Source organism: Dermacoccus sp. Ellin185 (genome assembly GCF_000152185.1).
GTDB classification, from domain to species: Bacteria; Actinomycetota; Actinomycetes; order Actinomycetales; family Dermatophilaceae; genus Dermacoccus; species Dermacoccus nishinomiyaensis.
This window is the reverse complement of record NZ_AEIQ01000088.1, coordinates 1-18,730: the sequence shown is the minus strand read 5'-3', so window position 1 is coordinate 18,730 and position 18,730 is coordinate 1. Positions and strand designations below refer to the sequence as shown.

17 protein-coding genes are annotated in these 18,730 nt (G+C 68.2%); 9 read left to right on the top strand and 8 right to left on the bottom strand.

All coding sequences use genetic code 11. The features are described from left to right. Positions 1-337 precede the first annotated feature (337 nt). Both HMPREF0321_RS09450 and HMPREF0321_RS09445 read left to right on the top strand, forming a co-directional pair. Positions 338-1,678 carry a DUF262 domain-containing protein gene (locus HMPREF0321_RS09450; RefSeq protein WP_006946161.1) on the top strand — a complete coding sequence of 447 codons (1,341 nt, stop codon included), beginning with the start codon at positions 338-340 and terminating at the stop codon, positions 1,676-1,678. Between the two features lies 1 nt (position 1,679). Beyond that, a complete protein-coding gene (locus HMPREF0321_RS09445) occupies positions 1,680-3,725 on the top strand; it encodes a DUF262 domain-containing protein (protein ID WP_006946302.1) in 2,046 nt (681 codons plus the stop codon). A 153-nt stretch (positions 3,726-3,878) separates the two neighbouring features. Here HMPREF0321_RS09445 and HMPREF0321_RS09440 read toward each other — a convergent pair whose 3' ends face one another. Both HMPREF0321_RS09440 and HMPREF0321_RS09435 read right to left on the bottom strand, forming a co-directional pair. Then, complete coding sequence (locus HMPREF0321_RS09440; RefSeq protein WP_006946151.1) at positions 3,879-5,039, bottom strand: cation:proton antiporter; 1,161 nt, start codon at positions 5,037-5,039, stop codon at positions 3,879-3,881. A 13-nt stretch (positions 5,040-5,052) separates the two neighbouring features. Further along, positions 5,053-5,352: a hypothetical protein gene (locus HMPREF0321_RS09435; protein ID WP_006946179.1), complete on the bottom strand. Its 300-nt coding sequence runs from the start codon at positions 5,350-5,352 to the stop codon at positions 5,053-5,055. Positions 5,353-5,810: 458 nt separating this feature from the next. Here HMPREF0321_RS09435 and HMPREF0321_RS09430 point away from each other — a divergent pair, with 458 nt between their 5' ends. From HMPREF0321_RS09430 to HMPREF0321_RS09410, 5 genes are all read left to right on the top strand, one after another. Next, positions 5,811-6,119, top strand: a complete 309-nt coding sequence (locus HMPREF0321_RS09430; protein ID WP_006946148.1) for a nucleotidyltransferase family protein — start codon at positions 5,811-5,813, stop codon at positions 6,117-6,119. A 232-nt stretch (positions 6,120-6,351) separates the two neighbouring features. Continuing rightward, on the top strand, positions 6,352-7,701 hold the full coding sequence (gene gdhA / locus HMPREF0321_RS09425) for an NADP-specific glutamate dehydrogenase (RefSeq protein ID WP_006946086.1): 1,350 nt from the start codon (positions 6,352-6,354) through the stop codon (positions 7,699-7,701). Between the two features lie 90 nt (positions 7,702-7,791). Continuing rightward, positions 7,792-9,561 (top strand): circularly permuted type 2 ATP-grasp protein, encoded by a 1,770-nt coding sequence (locus tag HMPREF0321_RS09420; protein ID WP_006946063.1) that lies wholly within the window; start codon positions 7,792-7,794, stop codon positions 9,559-9,561. Positions 9,562-9,650: 89 nt separating this feature from the next. Further along, positions 9,651-11,750, top strand: coding sequence for a prolyl oligopeptidase family serine peptidase (locus tag HMPREF0321_RS16785; protein ID WP_006946135.1), 2,100 nt, complete (start codon positions 9,651-9,653; stop codon positions 11,748-11,750). Then, positions 11,743-13,023, top strand: a complete 1,281-nt coding sequence (locus HMPREF0321_RS09410; protein WP_006946214.1) for an amidohydrolase — start codon at positions 11,743-11,745, stop codon at positions 13,021-13,023. The genes HMPREF0321_RS16785 and HMPREF0321_RS09410 overlap by 8 nt, the downstream gene beginning before the upstream one ends. Positions 13,024-13,157: 134 nt before the next feature. Here HMPREF0321_RS09410 and HMPREF0321_RS09405 read toward each other — a convergent pair whose 3' ends face one another. From HMPREF0321_RS09405 to HMPREF0321_RS14945, 6 genes are all read right to left on the bottom strand, one after another. After that, positions 13,158-14,222: an acyl-CoA dehydrogenase family protein gene (locus tag HMPREF0321_RS09405; protein WP_006946075.1), complete on the bottom strand. Its 1,065-nt coding sequence runs from the start codon at positions 14,220-14,222 to the stop codon at positions 13,158-13,160. Positions 14,223-14,225: 3 nt separating this feature from the next. After that, positions 14,226-15,386 (bottom strand): acyl-CoA dehydrogenase family protein, encoded by a 1,161-nt coding sequence (locus tag HMPREF0321_RS09400; protein WP_006946290.1) that lies wholly within the window; start codon positions 15,384-15,386, stop codon positions 14,226-14,228. Between the two features lie 122 nt (positions 15,387-15,508). Beyond that, on the bottom strand, positions 15,509-15,682 hold the full coding sequence (locus HMPREF0321_RS16525; protein WP_175282484.1) for a hypothetical protein: 174 nt from the start codon (positions 15,680-15,682) through the stop codon (positions 15,509-15,511). 17 nt (positions 15,683-15,699) lie between these two features. After that, positions 15,700-16,011, bottom strand: coding sequence for an MBL fold metallo-hydrolase (locus tag HMPREF0321_RS09390; protein WP_006946233.1), 312 nt, complete (start codon positions 16,009-16,011; stop codon positions 15,700-15,702). 21 nt (positions 16,012-16,032) lie between these two features. After that, positions 16,033-16,317: a hypothetical protein gene (locus HMPREF0321_RS09385; protein ID WP_006946085.1), complete on the bottom strand. Its 285-nt coding sequence runs from the start codon at positions 16,315-16,317 to the stop codon at positions 16,033-16,035. Between the two features lie 116 nt (positions 16,318-16,433). Then, entirely contained in the window at positions 16,434-17,312 is an 879-nt protein-coding gene (locus HMPREF0321_RS14945) for a siderophore-interacting protein (RefSeq protein WP_006946106.1), read from the bottom strand. 130 nt (positions 17,313-17,442) lie between these two features. Here HMPREF0321_RS14945 and HMPREF0321_RS09375 point away from each other — a divergent pair, with 130 nt between their 5' ends. Continuing rightward, positions 17,443-18,225: an NAD-dependent deacylase gene (locus tag HMPREF0321_RS09375; RefSeq protein WP_006946279.1), complete on the top strand. Its 783-nt coding sequence runs from the start codon at positions 17,443-17,445 to the stop codon at positions 18,223-18,225. A 35-nt stretch (positions 18,226-18,260) separates the two neighbouring features. Continuing rightward, positions 18,261-18,730 (top strand): transposase (locus HMPREF0321_RS09370; protein WP_006946130.1); only part of this gene is annotated, 470 nt, incomplete at its 3' end.

The window sequence follows — 18,730 nt, the reverse complement described above, 5'->3', positions numbered from 1 at the left end:
GGTCCTAACAGCCTGCGTGAGCCCGAGATGGGGATCGTTCTTCGCGACTGGGCTGTGGGGAGACGGCATGACGGGGTCCAGGAAGCTGTGCACGCGCAGAGGTTGGTATGTGCGGCGACGTGGTGGAATTTAGGTTCAATGTGTAGTCGAGTTCCGGTCTAACCTAAGGGGGCTCAGTGATCCAGCTCTGGAGTGTTATCGCAGTTGCGATCTTGACCGTTTTGTCGTTGTTGCCCGCACACCATGCTCCTGCATGCACTCCAGCACTGACTGCACGATGCAATTTCGGATCCCGACCCCTGGTACAGCGTCCTACCTATCGATTACCGTCGACACCATGACGATCAACACCGAGATGCTGCAGTTCGTCTCCGTCGACGAACTGCTCGGCACTCAAGGTCCCGACCTGCGCATACCGGATTTCCAGCGCCCGTACTCCTGGTCCCCACGCATCGCGGCACAGCTGTTCACGGATGTCGCGGAGGCTCTCGATAGCAGGCCGGAGCATTCGTACATCATGGGCACCGTCATCCTCCTGAGGCGTCCCCAGGAGTCGCATTTCGAGGTGGTCGATGGACAGCAGAGAATCCTGACCCTCCATCTGCTGCGGGCGCTTCTGCGCGGCCAGAGAATCCCCCATCTCCAATCAGGGGACACCCCGATCCACCACGTCCATCAGGAACTCTCGCGACGGGTCGCCGACCTCGAACGTTCTCCGGGGCGCCTCGACAGGTACCGGGAATTCCTCGACGCCGAAGCCAAAGTTCTGAAGATCGTCACCGATGACGAGGATGAGGCATTCCAGTTCTTCGACTCGCAGAACTTCCGAGGCAAATCACTGCGCCCGCACGACCTGCTCAAGGCCTTCCACCTGCGCGAAATGGCAGATGCCAGCACTGCCGAGCAGCGCGCCGTGGTCGAGCAATGGGAGAAGGCCGACGAGAACGAGCTGGACCGGCTCTTCGGCACCTACCTGGCCCGCATCCACTGGTGGAGCCGCAACATGCCAGCGCATGCATATACCACCGATGACCTCGACCTCTTCAAGGGAGTCGGCAGATCCACTCGCCGCCTGCCGGGGGCCGAATACCATCGCGCTGCCAAGGCGGTGCTTCCCGGCCTGCAGGAGTGGTCCTATCCTGATGCCGACTCGGTGACCCGCAGAGATCTCAAGCGGGCCCAGCACCAGCTCGATGCTCCGGTCGCTGCGGGTAAGTCCTTCTTCGACTACGCCGCGTTCATGCTCGAGGAGTATGAGCGGCTGGACGAGGAACTCTTCTCCGACGCCAACACAGCCGGTCTCACGACTGCGGATCGCACGGTCTTCCACGACGGGGCGCGATTCAGGTACTGCCGGGAGCTGTACGTCGCCGCGGTCCTGTACTACACGAACAAGTACTCCGAGGCCGATATGCCGCAGGTACGACGCCACCTCTTCCGCTGGGCATACTCCCTCCGCTTGGCGTACGAGCGTCTGGGCTGGAGAACCACGGACAACTACGCACGAGGGATCAGCACCAATATGGACGGCCTGAACAAGGTGAACCTGTTCTCCGCCATCCGCGACAGTCTCGATCCGCGGGAGATCGAGCTGGAGAACATGAGCGCCCCGCGCACGGCGCGGACTGACAACCCGGAGGATGCACGGCTCCTCACCCTGCTGAAGGAGTCCCGCTGAGATGACACAGACCATCGCTCAGGATGACGTCCAGGCCATCCCCGTCGGGCAGCTCTTCAGCCCGGACGCTCCCAGCTATTCGATTCCCCTCTACCAGCGCAATTACACCTGGGGCGAGGAGCAGATACACCGCCTGATCCACGACGTCTTCGACGAGGCCGAGCAGGAGGAGGCCAAGGACTACTTCCTTGGCAACCTCGTGGTCGCCCCTCCGCAACGGGCCGATGAGCCGCTCGACGTGATCGACGGACAGCAGCGCCTGACCACCTTGTATATCCTGCTGGTCAAGCTCTCTTCCCGGCCGGGTTTGAAGGACCGCATCGGTCCGCTTCGGCCGCTCACCTACGAGGCTCGGGAGAAGGCCACCCGCGCTCTCCGCGGCGTCGCCGATACGATCGATGAGCCGGCGGAGGATGAGAAGGATCGAGAGGACTCCGGCATCCTCCGCGCATCGATGATTATCGAACAGCTACTGGACGGCGGGGCCGACGGTGACCGTTTACAGACTCCCCAGGTGATCGACTATCTGCTCACCAGGGTCCTCGTCGTCCGCATGCCGATCGACCGGAGCACCGATCTGAATCGGTACTTCGAGATCATGAATACGCGCGGTGCGCAGCTCAGTCCCGTGGACATCGTCAAGGCGCGACTCCTCCGATACCTGTCTGACCCCCTCGATCGCGCCCTGCTGAACCGCGTCTGGACAGCATGCTCCGACATGGAGCACTACGTGGGGATGAGCGCCACTGCCGGAAACACCTCCCAACGCGCAGAAGTCTTCGGCCCCGACTGGGACCAGATGCCGACAGCAGATTTCTCCCGCTTGCGTGCACAACTCATCGACACCACCTCCGAAGCGGCCTCGCCCGCCGCCGACGACGCTTCGAACACACCCGAATCCACCGCGCTGACCCTCGACGATGCGGTGGCTGCCTACTCCCAGACCACGGTCAGGACCGAGTCGGAAGATGCCGACGGCGGCGAGCGATTCACATCGCAGATCACGTTCCCGACTCTGCTGCTGCAGGTTCTCGCGGTGGAGGGAGCAGGCAGGGGCTCCGCACGGGAGGATGATCGTCAGCTCGACGACAAACTGCTAGTGCAGCGCTTCTCTGCACGCGTCGATTCACTACCGCCGCCGGAGCGGATTGACTGGGTGCGCAAGTTCACCACGGACCTGCTGCGCATCCGCTACCTGTTCGATCATTTCATTCTCAAGCGTGATGCGACGCTGACCACCGGGCACGAATCCACCACGGACGAGGAACCTGGCAGCTGGTCGTTGTACCGGCTCGCGCGAGGATCGTCCCGTCGCGGCAACAACGGGCAGGACACTCCCCGGTACCCCTCGACCTTCGCCGCTGACGAATCCGGTGCCGGCCCGCGCAGCCTGCACCGACGGATCCTGCTGCTACAGTCGGCGCTGCGCATCACCTACACCTCCCCGCGCACGATGCACTGGATGACCGATGCACTTCGCTACGTCACCGAGCTCACCGATCACGATGAGCCGATCACAGCTCAGGGCTTCCTCCACTGTCTCGAGTCCCATGCCCACGAGCGCCTGCGCGAGGCGGTGACCCCGGACCCGGACAAGGAGGAGACCGGCCCGGATGGGATGGCGCTCGGCTTCGCCATCCCGCGCATCGTGTTCACGTACCTGGACTACCTGCTGGTGGAGGAGATGAACCAATGGGACTTCACCTTCAGCTACCGCACCTCCGTGGAGCACTTCTCCCCGGGCACCGAGGACATCGAGCACTCCTCCTTCGCATACCGCCTGGAGGATCCGCACCTTCTCGACTGGTTCGGGAACTTGGCGCTGGTCACTGTGAGCACCAACTCGAAGTTCAGCAACTACCTCCCAGCGCAGAAGGCGAACAACCACGATGCTCGCCGGCAGAGCCTGAAACTCGAGCTGATGGCACGGCGGGCGGAGACCGGGAGTTGGAACGACGCAGATGTGCGCACTCATCATGAGGAGATGGTGGAGTTGTTGCGCCGGGCGCTTGCAGGAGAGCGAGCGCGATCAGATTCTGACATCTGATCGCCCCCTGTCCCCGTGAGAAGTACGTCAGGTCGAAGAATGGTAACGGGGTCTGGACCGAGCTACGGCATTGGGTGCCGCTCGGGGATGATGTGGAGCGGTGGGTCGAGAGGTTATTCGGCTACGGAACGTGGTCGAGTTCCGCTTCAATGTTTAAGGGGTGGGTGGCGGATCGACGCGGCCGTCCTGCTGCGCCACCTTCGCCAGCGGGCCACTGAGGGCCGCCGTCGCGACGATCGTCACGAGCGCGCCGAGCAGCATCGCCGTGTCCTCGCCAGGTCGCAGCACACCGAGATGCGTCCCCGTCGTCGCGGCTGCCACGGGCACACCCATCTGCGCCGCGGTCGTGACGGCGACCGGCCACGGCTGCTTCGTCACCGCCATCGCGCCGTGCACGACGAGGGCGCTCAACCCCAGCGTCACACCGAGCGCGACGGCGTCCGGGTGCGCCGCGAGGTCACGCAGATTGAGCGACGCCCCGAGCCATACGAAGAAGATCGGCGCGAACAGCCCGTCCGTCAGCGCGAACACCTGCTTCGCGACGCGCTTCGGCTCACCGACACCGGCGACGGCCAACCCCACGCAGAACCCGGCGAGCATGATCGACACGTGCCGCCACTGCGCGAGCGCCGCGACGGCGAACAGGATCGTCAGCGTCACCCGCAGCTCGAGCGCCAGCCCGCGATCCTCCGACACCTCGTGCACCCGCCGTCGATACCCGCGCTGCTCGACGAACCGCAGCACGAAGAACACGACGAGCGACACCGCCACGACCGCCGCAGCGCCGATCGCCGCCCGCGACATGTGCGCCGGATCGATCGCGAACGGCAACGCGACGATGCACGCCGCGTCCGCGAGCGCCAACTGCGGCAGCATCGCGACGATCGAGGGCCCCGTCAGCGGCATACCCTGCAGCGCCGGCATGACGATCGACGCCGAAGAACTCGCCAGCAGCACCGCGTACAGCCCCGCGTGCCCCGTGCCGAACACGTGCGCGATCGCCCATCCTGCGGGCGCGGCGAGCACCCCGACGGCGACCGCCCGCGCCACGCCGATCGACGCACCCGTGCGCAGCGCCTTGTCGCGCACCGGCACGTGCGTGCCGGCGACGAACATGACGAGCGCGAACCCGACGTCCGCGAGAAACGCGAACGTGCCGTCATGCGGGTCGAGCACCCGCGCGCCGGTCTGCCCGAGCGCGAGCCCGACGACAAGCTCGCCGATGACGACCGGCAACCTCACCGCGCGCGGCAACGACAACAGCGGCCCGAGCACCGCGACGAGACAGATGAGAGCGAGTTGCGCGAAGTTCACGTCCGTCGCGACCTCAGGCGGAACGGTGCGCGAGGTCGACGATGCGCACAGGCACGTCGGTGTTCTCGTCCGTGTGATAACTCGCGCAGACCCGGTGATAACCGTCGGCGATGATGGCGTCGCGTCCGCTCGTCGCGTCACCACGCACGAGCAGCACCGGGCTGAGCGCCCTGCCGTCGGCGATCTTCTTCAGATCCGACGTGACGTGCGGGTTGTCCGTCGGCAGCAGGGCGAAGCGCGAGGCGCCCAGAATGTCCTTCGCCTTGAAGTGCGCCGATTCGACGTTCTCGAACGCCTCGACGGTCGTCGTCATCGTCGCCTCACCGGCGAGCAGCGACAGATACGCCGCCGCCGACGTGCCTCGGGGCCAGCCTGAGCATGTACACGTCCGATTCCCCGTTTCATCGTGCGGTGTCACACGATATCGGTCGTGAGTTGGCTGCGCACCTCACTTCTATCGGCGAGGACGAGTCTCTGAGGAGTGCGCTCGACGATGGTGGGCGGAGCGGGAGAATGGTTAGGCAGAGAATCCACACGGGCTATTCTTGCCCCCAATGCAGGCGTGGGAAGAACCGCGAAATCCGGCAGGCGTTCGCACGCAAGCTGCGGCGCCGGCAGAGGGTGCAACTGCTGACACTCGGCGACATCGACGACGTCGACATGAGCATCGGCTACACGGACTGACTCGATCCCTGTGGTGGACGCAGGCGACCCGTCGCGGGCGTCCGCCGGTGCTGTGGTCGATCCAGCCTGCGGTGCGATACGCAGGGCATGCCTTCCGTCGTGAGCCTGGACCACGAGGCGATCAGCCGCGTCGCAGAACGTCACGGCGTGGCCGAGTTGTCCCTGTTCGGCTCAGCTGCTGCGGGGACTTCTCATCACAACAGCGACGTCGACTCTCTGGTCGATTTCCTCCCTGATCGCCCCGATCCGCTGGAGGACTTCTGCGCCCTCCGTGACGACAGGAGCAGGATCCTCGAACGCGATGTTGACCTCGTGGTGAAGCGCGCCATCCGCAACCCGTATTTCCGTGACTCAGCTCTCGCGCAGGCGGAGGTTGTCTATGTTGCCGACGTCTAGAGCGCGTCTATGGAATGCGAAACATCCTTGCCATGAGTACGGGGTGATCGATCACGCGATCGTGTGGGCGGTCGTCGATTCGCGTCTCACTCCGTTGGCGCAGAACTGGCAAGGCTCCTCGGCGAGTCGTGACTCACCCACACTCGAGTGGAGTTCCGAACCGGGCCAACGTCACATGGCCGTCACAGGCATCCGCTCGTAAGGTGGCGGGACACCACGATGAGGAGAACACATGCCTGAGCGGCTCGAACCCCAGCTCGAAACCGTGCGCGAGACGATCCTGCGCCGCAACCCCGGAGAGGCTGAGTTCCACCAGGCTGTCGACGAGGTGCTCGCCAGCCTGGGCCCGCTGCTGAAGCGACGCCCCGACTACGTCGAGTCGAGCATCATCGAGCGTCTGGCGGAGCCCGAGCGTCAGATCATCTTCCGCGTGCCGTGGGTCGACGACGACGGCCGCGTGCAGGTGAACCGCGGATTCCGCGTCGAGTTCAACTCGGCGCTCGGACCGTACAAGGGTGGCCTGCGCTTCCACCCCAGCGTCTACCTCGGCATCGTCAAGTTCCTCGGCTTCGAACAGGTCTTCAAGAACGCGCTCACCGGTATGCCCATCGGCGGCGGCAAGGGCGGCTCCGACTTCGACCCGAAGGGCCGCTCCGACGCCGAGATCATGCGTTTCTGCCAGTCGTTCATGACGGAGCTGTACCGCCACATCGGTGAATACACGGACGTGCCCGCCGGCGACATCGGCGTCGGCGGCCGCGAGATCGGCTTCCTCTTCGGCCAGTACAAGCGCATCACCAACCGCTACGAGGCCGGAGTGCTCACGGGCAAGGGCCTCACCTGGGGTGGCGCCCAGGCGCGAACCGAAGCCACCGGGTACGGCCTCGTGTTCCTCACCGAACGCATGCTCGCGACGCAGAACCGTTCCTTCGACGGCGCGAAGGTCGTCATCTCCGGCTCCGGCAACGTCGCCGTCTACGCCGCACAGAAGGTCACCCAGCTGGGCGGCACCGTCGTCGCGATGAGCGACTCCGGCGGGTACGTCGTCGACGAGCGGGGCCTCGACATCGACGCCATGCGCGAACTCAAGGAATCCAGGCGCGGACGCATCAGCGAATACGCGGACGAGCACGAGGGCGCCCGATTCGTCTCCGAAGGAAGCATCTGGGACGTGCCGTGCGACGTGGCCCTGCCCTGCGCCACCCAGAACGAGCTCCCGGACGACGCGGCGCGCACCCTCGTGTCGAACGGCTGCATCGCCGTCGCCGAAGGCGCCAACATGCCGACGACGCCCGCAGCGACCGCCCTGCTGCAGGAGGCCGGCGTCCTCTTCGCGCCCGGCAAGGCGTCGAACGCCGGCGGCGTCGCGGTGAGCGCCCTCGAGATGCAGCAGAACGCCTCCCGCGACTCGTGGTCGTTCGACCACACCGAAGAACGCCTGCGCGCCATCATGAACGGCGTCTTCCGCACCTGCGAGGAGACGGCCGACGCCTACGACGTGCCGGGCGACTACGTGCGCGGCGCCAACATCGCGGGCTTCGTCAAGGTGGCCGACGCGATGCTCGCGCTCGGCGTCGTCTGATCGTCGTCCGAGCATCGAACGCCCCGAATCGGTGTGGTGGAAAAGCCGATTCGGGGTCTGCGCGGTCCGGCGGCGGCGTATAAACGAGGCATGCCCGCCTCTGAGAACGACCCGTCGTCAGGCCTGTCGAACGAGGGCGCGCTGCTCGGGCTGCACGACAACGGCCCCACCGACGTGCACCCGGGCGCGAACGCCGAAACGCAGACGCTCGAAGCCACCGAAGCCGGCCTCACGTCGGTCGCGAAGGCCTGGGACGAAGCCGTCGACGCGGACGGCGCGCCCCGCCTCGCCTACGTCGCAGCCCTGGCAGCAATCGCTGCGCTCAGTGATGACGAGCGGGCGGCCCGGCAAGAACGAGCAGAGGCCATGGAGACGGCTGAGGGCATCACCTTCCGCGTCAGCGGTGAGGACGAACCCCGGATCTTCCCGACGGACTTCATCCCCCGCATCATCGACGCTGATACGTGGGCCGACCTGAGCGCGGGCCTCGAACAACGCGCCCGCGCCCTCAACGCGTTCCTCGACGACATCTACGGGCCGCGACGCATCATCGAGGCTGGGGTCGTCGACGCCGACGACATCGAACGCTCACCGGGCTACGTCGACGAAGGCCGCCTCCAACCCTCCGGTTCCGTGCGAGCCCATATCTGCGGCATGGATCTCGTGTGCGCCGACGGGCGATGGCTCGTCCTCGAGGACAACCTTCGTGTTCCCTCCGGCGTGGTGTTCTCGCACTTCCTTCGCGCGATGGCGAACGACACGTTCGCCGACGTGATCAGCGAGTACGACCTGCTCGAGCCCCGCGACGGATTCGCGATGCTGCGCGAGACGCTGCAGGCCGCGGCACCTGCGCACGCCGCGAACCCCGACGACCCAGGGCTTGCGCTCGTCTCGACGGGCGAGGGCGACTCCGCCTGGTTCGAGCACCGCCGCATCGCCGAGTTCGTCGGCATGCCCGTCTGCACGCCCGCGGACCTCTGCGTCGTCGACGGGCGCCTGCACCTGCAGGACGCGACGACGCTGCGCCCACTCGACGTCGTCTACGCGCGCATCGAGAAGGATCAACTGTTCGCAGCCCTCGGTTGCGACGGTCAACCACTCGGCCCCGGACTCGAGGACGCCCTCGCCCACCACCGTCTCGCGTTCGTCAACGCATTCGGCAACGGCGTCGGCGACGACAAAGCCGTGTACGCGCTCGTGCCCGACATGATCCGGTTCTACCTCGACGAGGAGCCCCTGCTCGAACAGGTCCCCACCGATCTGTGCCACAAACCCGGCAAGGTCGAGGAGGTCATCGCACGGCTCGACGAACGCGTCGTCAAACCCGTCGACGGCTACGGCGGCGCCGGCATCACCATCGGGCCGGAGTGCTCCCCAGCCGAGCTCGACGAACGCGCCGAGCAGCTGCGGGCGCATCCCGACCACTTCATCGCGCAGGACATCGTGCGCCTGTCGACGCTGCCCACCTACGCCGCCGACGAGAGCGGACGCACCTGCATCCACCCGCGGCACGTCGACCTGCGGGCGTTCGTGCACGTTCGCGCCACCAAGCAGCCCGGGAGTGCGCCCGGCGAGTCGGGGGAACCCAGCGTCCTCGATGCGCGCAAGCTGAGCGCCCACACCGTCCCTGCCGCCCTCACCCGAACGGCCCCGGCTGGTTCGCTCATCGTCAACACCTCCCGCGGCGGTGGCGGCAAGGACACGTGGATCCTGCGCTCACCTGCACCGACAGCGCCGGCTGCAGCCTCGTCGCAGACCCCATCCGAGACCGCGGTGGGCGCCGATCGCGGTGACGCTGCCACGGCCGCGTCAGGTGATGTTCCTGGCCCCGACGACTCCGCGGCACCACGTCGATCATGACCCGCGAGGTCGGTTCTCCGGCATCCGGAGACGAACCAGGCGCGCTCGCTCTGGAGGTCTGGCCCCCCGGGCGCCTAGGATCGGCTGACGTGAACGACGTCAGCCCGCCCGAACCCGAGCATGCCCACGTCCTGACCTCCTACGCGCCACCCGCCGAGCACCGCGCCCCGCCACGCCCGCGCACGCTGGACCGGTACGTCAAGGACCCTGCGCTCTCGCCCGACGGGCGGCTGCTCGCGTGCGTCGTCGTCGAACAGGACCGTTTTCCCTTCGCACTGCAGATGCCGCTCGACGACGACGGGGTTCCGATCGTCGGCGAGGAGCGCGAGGTGCGTCTTCCCGTCGAAGGTGGTGTGCGGCGCGTCCTGTACTCACCCGACGGGCACTGGCTCGCCTGCGAGGTCGCACCCGACGGTGGTGACCGCGAGCAGATCTGGTTCGTCACCTCCGACCCGGACGACGCGAACTCGTACACCGTCGACCTCGCCGCGTACGAGACGGTCGAGCTCGTCAGCTGGGACGACGACTTCGTCGCCGTCTCCGTCTTCGACCGCGAGGGCACCGTCGAGGGCCGCCTGTTCAATCCGGTGACGGGGGAGACGCGCGTCGTCGACCGGCGCACCGGCGGCGCCCTGACGCACTCGCGTGGCAACGTCTCGTTGTTCCGCGTCGGCTCGCGCGGCAACCGTGAGCTCCTGGCCATCGACGACGACGGCACCTGGCGCCCCCTCATGCCGGTCGACAACGGCTCGACCACCGACCGCGGATTCGTCACGTTCGACGGGGATCGCCCCAGCTTCATCGTGCGCAGCGACCACAGCGCCGAACGCTTCCGACTGCTGCGGCTCACACCCACCGAGCACGCCCACGACGTCGAGGTGCTCCTCGAACGTGAGGACGCCGACGTCGAGGAGTTCGCCGTCTCCCTCGACGGTTCCGTGGCGGCCGTCCTGTGGAACGACGAGGGGTGGTGCGACCTGCAGATCGTGGACCTGACGGGTGGGCGCGCCCGCGTCGTCGACCTGCCCGAGCTGCCGTCGCTCATCGCGACGACGCCGTCGCTGACGGCGGACGGGTCGCTGCTCGCCCTCACCGTCGCCGGACCCGAGTTTCCGCCCACCGTCGTCGTCTACGACGTGGCCGCCCGACGCTGGGTCGGCGACGAGTTCCGCGCTGTCGCAACGGCGGTCGACGACGCGGTGAGCGACGCCGTCGGTGAGAGCGTGGCCGAGAACCGTCCCCGTGAGAGCGGCTCGGACGACGAGACGGCCGGGCACGCAGCGACCGGTGACGACGTCGGCGCGAGCGGCGCTGACGCACTGGCCGACCAGGACGGCCTCGACACGATGTCACCCGCGCGCCCGACGGACGAACGTGGCCGGCCGGTGTTGTCCGCGTGGGGCGAAGCGGACATCATCCCCGAATTGCTCCACTACGAGGCGCGCGACGGCATGCGCTTGTCCGGGTGGCTCTACCGGGCCGTCGGGCCCGCGCGGAGCGAGCCCGCCCCGACGATCGTCTACTTCCACGGCGGCCCCGAGGGACAGGCTCGCCCCGACTACAACAACGTGCTGCGCAAGCTCGCGGCGACCGGGCACTCGGTGTTCCTGCCGAACGTGCGTGGCTCAGCAGGACGCGGGCGGCGCTTCTCACAGGCCGACGACCGTTACGGCCGGTTCGCGGCGATCGACGACGCCGAGGACACGCTCGACCACCTCATCGACGCCGGGATCACCCGCGACGGCCAGGCCGTCATCATGGGCCGCTCGTACGGCGGATACCTCGTGCACGCGTCGCTCACCCGGCACGCCGGGCGTTGGGCCGGCGGCATCGCGGCGTGCGGCATGTCGGATCTCGAGACGTTCTACCGTGACACCGACCCGTGGATCGCCTCCGCGGCGATGCCCAAGTACGGCGACCCCAAACTCGACCGGCACCTGCTCGCGCAAGCCTCCCCGCTGCGTCAGTTCTCCCGCGTCGACGTGCCCGTGATGTTCATCCACGGCCAGCTCGACTCGAACGTCCCCGTCTCCGAGGCCTACCAGGCGATGGGCGTGCTCGCGTCACGGGGAGTGCCGACGGAGATGCTGTTGTTCCCCGACGAGGGGCACGAGTTCGAACGTCTCAACAACCGCTGGGACATGGAACAGCGGGTCTTGGCCTTCTGCGAAAGGATCTTCGGTGAGTGACTCCGACAAGAACGACGCGAACACGGGTGGGAAGAACTCCGAGCCCGACGTCGACGCGGCACACGAGGCCGCCATGGCGTACGACGGCATCGACGACGACCTGCGTGACAAGCTCGTCGAGTGGCGCCGCCACCTGCACACCAATCCCGAGCTGAGCTATGAGGAGAAGGCGACGACGGACTACGTCGCCGAACAGCTCGAAGGTCTCGGGTTCGAGGTGCGACGTTTCTCCGTCGGCAGCGGCTTGATCTGTGACGTGCCCGCCGCCGACGACGCGACGGCCGACGACCTCGTCGCGTTGCGCGCCGACATCGACGCGCTGCCGATGGATGAGGAGACCGACCTCGAGTTCGCCTCGACGAACGAGGGCGTCAGCCACTCCTGCGGCCACGACGCGCACACGGCGATGCTGCTCGGCGCCGCGACGCTGCTCGCGAAGAACCCGCCGCCGCGCCCCGTCCGCCTCATCTTCCAGCCCGCCGAGGAGCAGATGCCCGGCGGCGCCGTCGACTGCGTCGAGGACGGCGCGATCGAGGGCGTCGACCGCATCATCGCGCTTCACTGCGACCCGCACCGCGTCGTCGGTGACGTCGGTGTGCACGCGGGCGCTATCACGTCCTCGAACGCGAAGATCGAGGTGACGCTGACCTCCGACGGCGGGCACACCGCGCGTCCGCACGAGACCGGCGACCTCATCTACGCGCTCGCGAGCATCGCGACGGGCGCGGCTCAGGTCATCGACCGCCGCATCGACCCGCGCTCGGGCACCGTCATGACGTGGGGCTCGATCGAGGCCGGCGGCAGCGCCGCGAACGTCATTCCGTCGAAGGGGACGCTCGTCGGCACCGTCCGCTCCGCGAGCCGCGACACGTGGGCGCAGCTGCCCGACGTCGTGCCGCCCGCGATCTCGGGCGTCGCCGAGCTGTACGGCGTGAAGGCCGAGGTCAACTACGTGCAAGGTGTGCCGCCGGTCGTCAACGACGAGGCGTGCGCGCAGCTCGCAGCCCAGGCGGTCACCGACGTCCTCGGCGAGGACGGCGTCGGCGAGGCCGACCAGTCGTCCGGTGGCGAGGACTTCGGCTGGTACACCGAAGAGATCCCCGGCATCTATCTGCGCCTCGGCGTCTGGGATGGCGACAGCGACGAGACCGACCTGCACCACCCCGCGTTCATGCTCGACGAGCGCGCTCTGCCCATCGGTGCGGCCGTGTTCGACCGGTTCGCGCGCCTCGACCGCGATGCCGCGAGCGACGAGTCGTCGAACGCGTCGTGATGACGCGCGGCTGACGCAGCGCCGCGGCGCTGGTTTGTCGGCGACGAGCGCATGACACACGAACGGCGGGACGAGCTTGGATGCTCATCCCGCCGTTCGTCATTCGCCGCCCGGCGTTCGTCGTGCGAGCAGTCTCAGACGACGTCGACCGACGTGTGCCCGCCGACGCCGGCCGCCAGGGCCGCGAGGTGCTGACGGGTGTCGCCGAAGGTTCGCTCGATCGTCGCGAGCCGCGAGGTGTAGTGGCCGACGGCGTACTCGGCCGTCATGCCGATGCCGCCGTGCAACTGGATCGCCTCCTGGCCGACGAGCCGGCCGTAGGTGCCGACGAGGTACTTCGTCCGCGACACGATGGCGTCGAGGTCGAGCGCGTCGTCGCCCTCACCGGGGTCGGCGAGCGCCATCGCCGCGTAGAGCACGGCGCTGCGCGTCAGCTCGACGCCGACGTACATGTCGGCGGCGCGCTGCGTGAGGGTCTGGAACCGCATGATCGGCACGCCGAACTGCTTGCGCGTCTTGAGGTACTCGACCGTCAGTGTGAGCGCGGCTCCCATCGCTCCGAGCGCCTCGCCGCACTGTGCGACGTTGCCCAGTGCGAGCGCAGCGTCGAGCACCTCGCGGCCGCCGAGCCGCGTCGCGGGGGCGCCGTCGAGCGTCACCTTCGGGCCGTCGACGGTGGGGGATTCGACGAGGTAGACCCCGACGTCGTCGCCCGTGCCGGCGGTCGTGACGATGGCGTCCGCCGCCGACAGGTCGGTGTTGCCGCGAGCCTCACCCGCCAGCTCGCTACCCGACGCGGTGCGGGCGCTCGCGGCCGGTGACCACGTCGCACCCGACTCGCCGAACGCGGTGAGCACGAGCTTCTCGCCGCTGATGACGTCGGCGAGCAGCGGCGAGTTCGCCGCGTCGAGGGCCGCCGCAGCCGCCATCGCATCGGCGTAGGGGAGCGTGACGCGAGCCGCGCCGAGCTCGACGGCGGCGAGCGTCACCTCGATGGCCGACGCGCCGAAACCACCCTTGTCCTCGGCGAATGCGAGCCCGAGCAGGCCCATCTCGGCGAGCTTGCCCCAGGCGTCCGCGTCAAACGGCTGCGGGCCGGCGGGGGCGCCGGATCCGGTGTCCTTCGGCGTGAGGCTCGAGGCGAGGTCGCGCACCGCGCTCTGCAACGCGCGCTGTTCTTCGGTGGGTGTGAAGTCCATGATTCAGCCCTTCAGTCCAAGGATGCCGCCGGAGATGATGTTGCGCTGAACCTCGTTGGAACCGCTGTAGATCGACGCCTTGCGGTAGTTGAGATACCGCGGCAGCGTCTCGCTGCCCCACTCGCCCGTGTACCAGGTGAGGGCGTCGACGCCGGCCACGTCGACCATGAGTTCGTAGACGTCCTGCTGCAGCTGGCTGCCGCGCAGCTTGAGGATCGACGACGCCGGGTCGGGGCGCCCGTCACGCGAGTCACCCGCGACGCGCAGCACCGTCAGTTCGAGCGCCATGACCTCGGCCTCGAGCTGGGCGAAGCGCGCGGCGAGCAGTGGCTCGTCGAGGGCGGTGCCGTGCGGGCTGCGTGTGGCCTTCGCGTGCTCCTTCGCCGCGGCGAGCGCCGCCTTGATCGAGCCGACGGGCGCGGCGCTCGTGCGCTCGTTGCCGAGCAGGAACTTCGCGTAGTCCCAGCCGCGGTTCTCCTCGCCGACGAGCTGGTCGGCGGGCACGCGGACGTCGTCGAAGAACACCTCGTTGACCTCGTGACGGCCGTCGATCAGCTTGATCGGGCGCACCGTGAGGCCGGGGGAGGACATGTCGATGAGGAGAAAGGAGATGCCCTTCTGCGGCTTGTCGGCGCTCGGGTCGGTGCGCACGAGGGTGAAGATCCAGTCACCGAACTGCCCGAGCGTCGTCCACGTCTTCTGTCCGTTGACGACGTACTCGTCGCCCTCGCGCACCGCTGTCGTGCGCAGGGACGCGAGGTCGGAGCCGGCGTCCGGCTCGGAGAAGCCCTGCGACCACCAGATCTCGCAGCTCTTCGTCTTCGGCAGGAAACGCTCCTTGAGTTCCTGCGAGCCGAACGCGGCGATGACGGGGCCGACCATGCTCGTGTTGAACGCGAGCGGCATCGGCACGCCGGCACGCTGCAGTTCGGAACGGTAGATGTGCAGCTGCAGTTCGTCCCAGCCGCGCCCACCCCATTCGGTCGGCCAGTGGGGTGCGGCCAGGTCGGCGTCGTCGAGGATGCGCTGACCTTCGCGCAGCAACTCGGGCACCACCTCGCCGTCAGCGATGTATCCGGTCTTGATGTGGTCGGGAAAGCTCTCGGCAAAGGCGCGCAGCTCGCGCTGCAGGGCCTTGTCCTCGTCTCGTAGTGTCCGTTGCACCGTGGCTCCTTGCTCGGGGACGTGGCGCCGTGACGCGCCTCACCCTGTCTATCACTCTTGTTGAGCATCGCTCAATAGGGCGGGGCTCAGCGGTGACAGACCTACGGTGTCGGAGAAGGGGCTCAGGCGAGGTCGGAGTGCGACTTCATGAGTTCGGCGTGCGTCGTCGAGGCGTCGTGGCCGTTGTATCTGCGCGTATCCGAGGGGAACGTCAGCTTCTTGAACTTCGCGATCGGCGCGGTGCGTGAGGCCTCGATGCCGCCCGGGAGCGAGGCGCTGCCGATCTGCGTGCTCATGACCGTGTCGCCGCCGATCATCGTGTTGTCGTCCGGGAACCAGAAGATCGTGCTGCCCTCGGTGTGGCCGGCAGGTGGATGGGCGGGACGCGGTGGCCGGCGATCGTCGTCGTGGACTCCTTGAAGGTGGAGGTCTTCGCGTCGGTCGTGCGCGAGGTGCCCTCCGCGATGGAGCAGTTGCGCTTCGGATCGTGCAGGTAGGGCTGGTCGAGTTCGTGGATCAACGCGACGGCCTTCGCATTCGTCTTCATCTCCACGGCGAGGCCGCGCAGCTTGTCGCAGTGCCCGTGGGTGATCATGATCGCGTCGACGCCGCCGATCGACTTCACGTGGTCGGCGACCTCCGCGTCTTACATGCCGGGGTCGACGAGGATGTTGCCGGCCGGCGAGCTGAGCACCTGGAACGTGGCCGTCCAGCCCGAATCGCTGGTGCTGTCGAACTGCGTGACGGTGAACGCCGACTGCTTGTTCGTGCTCGACGCGCTGATCGCCGGCGTGACGGGCAGCGACGACGCAGCCGCAGCCCTGGGGGACGCACTGCTGGGCGACGAATCCGCCGCGTCCGTTCCGCGGGCCGTCAGGGTGAGCCCGCCGATGAGGATGAGGGCTGAAGCATTGCGACGAGTGTCGCGCATGGGGTCTGCATCCGAGTGTGTGAGGTGTTGCTCACATCATGGTCGTCGCGCTCGGTGTGCATGGCTATGTCGCCCCACATGATGAGATGCCCAGCGCCGGCCGCATGGGCGAGGCCTCACGGGCGCGGGCGGCCCACCGACCAGAAGCCACTCGCCGTGATGGCGCGCCGTGACAGGCCGCGCTCTTTCGTCAGGTGACGCTTGATCGCGGCCACCGCGCCGCCCTCCGCACACACCCACGCGTAGTCGGCGTCGTCGACGTCGAGGTCTGCGAGTGCCGCGACGGCGGCCGAACCGGACGCATCCGTGCCGCGCTGCACGACGGTGATGCCGGCGTCGGCGACCTCCGGGTGCAGGTATGTCGCATCAGGGACCTCGACGACGCAGGTGAGGCGGGGTTGCGTGTTCTGCGAGTCTTCACCTTTTCCAGTCGCCCGTTCGCGGGCTGCGTCGACGATGGCGAGCATGCCGGGCAGGCCCGTCTCGTCGGCGACGAGCACGTGATGCCCGCCCGCGGGCGCCGCGCTGTAGAGCGCAGACTGGACGCGCACCCCGACCTCGTCACCGACCCTGACGTCGCGCAGCCAGCGCGCGCCGGGCCCGTCGTGGCCGACGTCCACGATGTCGACGTCGATCTCGGCGTGCTCGGGGCGCAGCATCCGGATCGTGTACCAGCGCAGCTGCGGGCGCACGGCATCGTCCATGGCGGCGACGGCGCTGCGGGGGTCGCGTTCGTCATCAGGCGGGGTGACGACGGGTGCGCCGGCCGGCGGCATGAAGAGGCCGAAGTACTCGTCGGGACCGGTGAGTTCGAGCGTGCGGAACATCTCGGCGTGCAGGGTGACGCGGGTGAAGGCCGGGCACAGCGCTTCGACGGCGCGCACCTCGGCGGGTGTCGTCGGCCAGGTCTCGCGCTCCGGTGGCAGGGCCATGGTGAGCGAGGCGGCCGCCGAGTACGCGGCATGCAGCCCGCGTTCGATCGTCCTGAGTGGCATGAGAGCCTCCGCGTCGTCGCGATGAATGAGGTCTACCTAACCTAGGCGATCGTCTGGTCTGGGGCACGTTCGGTCGGGCATCTCGGCGGCGCGGGCGACCTCGCAGCTGGGGTGGCGCCTACGCTGAGGCATGCCCACGCCAGCTTCGGAACCCCTCGACGCAGTCCTCGACCTGGCGCGCGATGCACGTGACGTCGTCGTCCTCACGGGCGCGGGGATGAGCGTCGAGAGCGGCATCCCCACGTTCCGCGACGCGCACACGGGCCTGTGGGAGCGCCACGACCCGGAGGAGCTCGCGACGATCGACGCGTGGGAGCGCGACCCCGACTTCGTCTGGGCCTGGTATCGCTGGCGGGCCAAGCTCATTCGCGATGTCCAGCCCAACGTCGGCCATCGCGCACTCGCCGACTGGGCCGACGCCGAGCGGGCGAACCTGTGGATCGTCACGCAGAACATCGACGACCTCCACGAACGCGCGGGCAGCAGTGTCCTCGCGCACCTGCACGGCAGCATCTTCGCGTTGCGCTGCTCTGAGTGCGACACCCCCTTCGACGAAGCCGACGACGCCGCACTCGCGCTGCCGTCCGACCCCGTCGAGCGGTTGGCCCCGCCGCGTTGCCCGGTGTGTGGCGCAGCGGTGCGCCCCGGCGTGGTGTGGTTCGGCGAAGAACTGCCGCAGGAGCCGTTCGCGCACGCCGAGGCCGCGCTCGAGCGCGCCGATCTCGTCCTCAGCGTCGGCACGTCCGGGGTCGTGCAGCCCGCGGCCGGGCTGCCGTACCGGGCGCTGACGCGGGGCGTGCCCGTCGTCGAGATCAACCCCGCCGAGACCGAACTGAGGCGACGACGCGACGCTCGTCTGGCGTGCGCCCGCCGCCGCCGCGCTGCCCGCGCTCGTCTCGGCACTCCGGGGTAAGGCGTGACGCGTCGGGGCGCCCGCTGGTCAGTGCAGTGCAGTGCAGGGCCGGGCCGACGCTGCGCGTCGCGGGCCACGCGGCAGGCTCGATCCACCTGAAGGCGCACCGTCACGACCTCGCGTACGTCGGGCTCGTCATCAGCCTGCATGTCGGCGCGATGTATCTGCCGTCGCTGCCGACGCGTCGCCTCGTCGACAGGGTCGGCCCGATTCCGATGGCGTGGGCGTCCGGCGGCATCCTCGCGGCTGCGGCGCTCATCGCCGCCGTTGCGCCCGGTGACTCGTTGGCGGCGCGTGGCCAGCACGGCACGCCCACGACGGGCCGCATCAAGGCTCGGGCTCGTCTGGCGCGGGAGCACGCCGCCGTCGCCCAACACCGCGCGAGCACCCTGCACGCCATCACCAAGCAACTCGCGACCTCGCACGCCGTCGTCGCTGTCGAAGACCTCAACGTCGCCGGCATGACACGCAGCGCACGAGGCACCATCGACAAGCCTGGCCGCAA

Bases quoted from the DNA above. Each gene is read 5' to 3' on its own strand.
- HMPREF0321_RS09405 (WP_006946075.1), bottom strand. From the start codon at position 14,222: ATGGACTTCACACCCACCGAAGAACAGCGCGCGTTGCAGAGCGCGGTG.
- HMPREF0321_RS14945 (WP_006946106.1), bottom strand. From the start codon at position 17,312: ATGCCACTCAGGACGATCGAACGCGGGCTGCATGCCGCGTACTCGGCG.
- HMPREF0321_RS09420 (WP_006946063.1), top strand. From the start codon at position 7,792: ATGCCCGCCTCTGAGAACGACCCGTCGTCAGGCCTGTCGAACGAGGGC.
- HMPREF0321_RS09435 (WP_006946179.1), bottom strand. From the start codon at position 5,352: ATGACGACGACCGTCGAGGCGTTCGAGAACGTCGAATCGGCGCACTTC.
- HMPREF0321_RS09375 (WP_006946279.1), top strand. From the start codon at position 17,443: ATGCCCACGCCAGCTTCGGAACCCCTCGACGCAGTCCTCGACCTGGCG.
- HMPREF0321_RS09430 (WP_006946148.1), top strand. From the start codon at position 5,811: ATGCCTTCCGTCGTGAGCCTGGACCACGAGGCGATCAGCCGCGTCGCA.
- HMPREF0321_RS09385 (WP_006946085.1), bottom strand. From the start codon at position 16,317: ATGCGCGACACTCGTCGCAATGCTTCAGCCCTCATCCTCATCGGCGGG.
- HMPREF0321_RS09450 (WP_006946161.1), top strand. From the start codon at position 338: ATGACGATCAACACCGAGATGCTGCAGTTCGTCTCCGTCGACGAACTG.
- HMPREF0321_RS16525 (WP_175282484.1), bottom strand. From the start codon at position 15,682: ATGAGCACGCAGATCGGCAGCGCCTCGCTCCCGGGCGGCATCGAGGCC.
- gdhA (WP_006946086.1), top strand. From the start codon at position 6,352: ATGCCTGAGCGGCTCGAACCCCAGCTCGAAACCGTGCGCGAGACGATC.
- HMPREF0321_RS09445 (WP_006946302.1), top strand. From the start codon at position 1,680: ATGACACAGACCATCGCTCAGGATGACGTCCAGGCCATCCCCGTCGGG.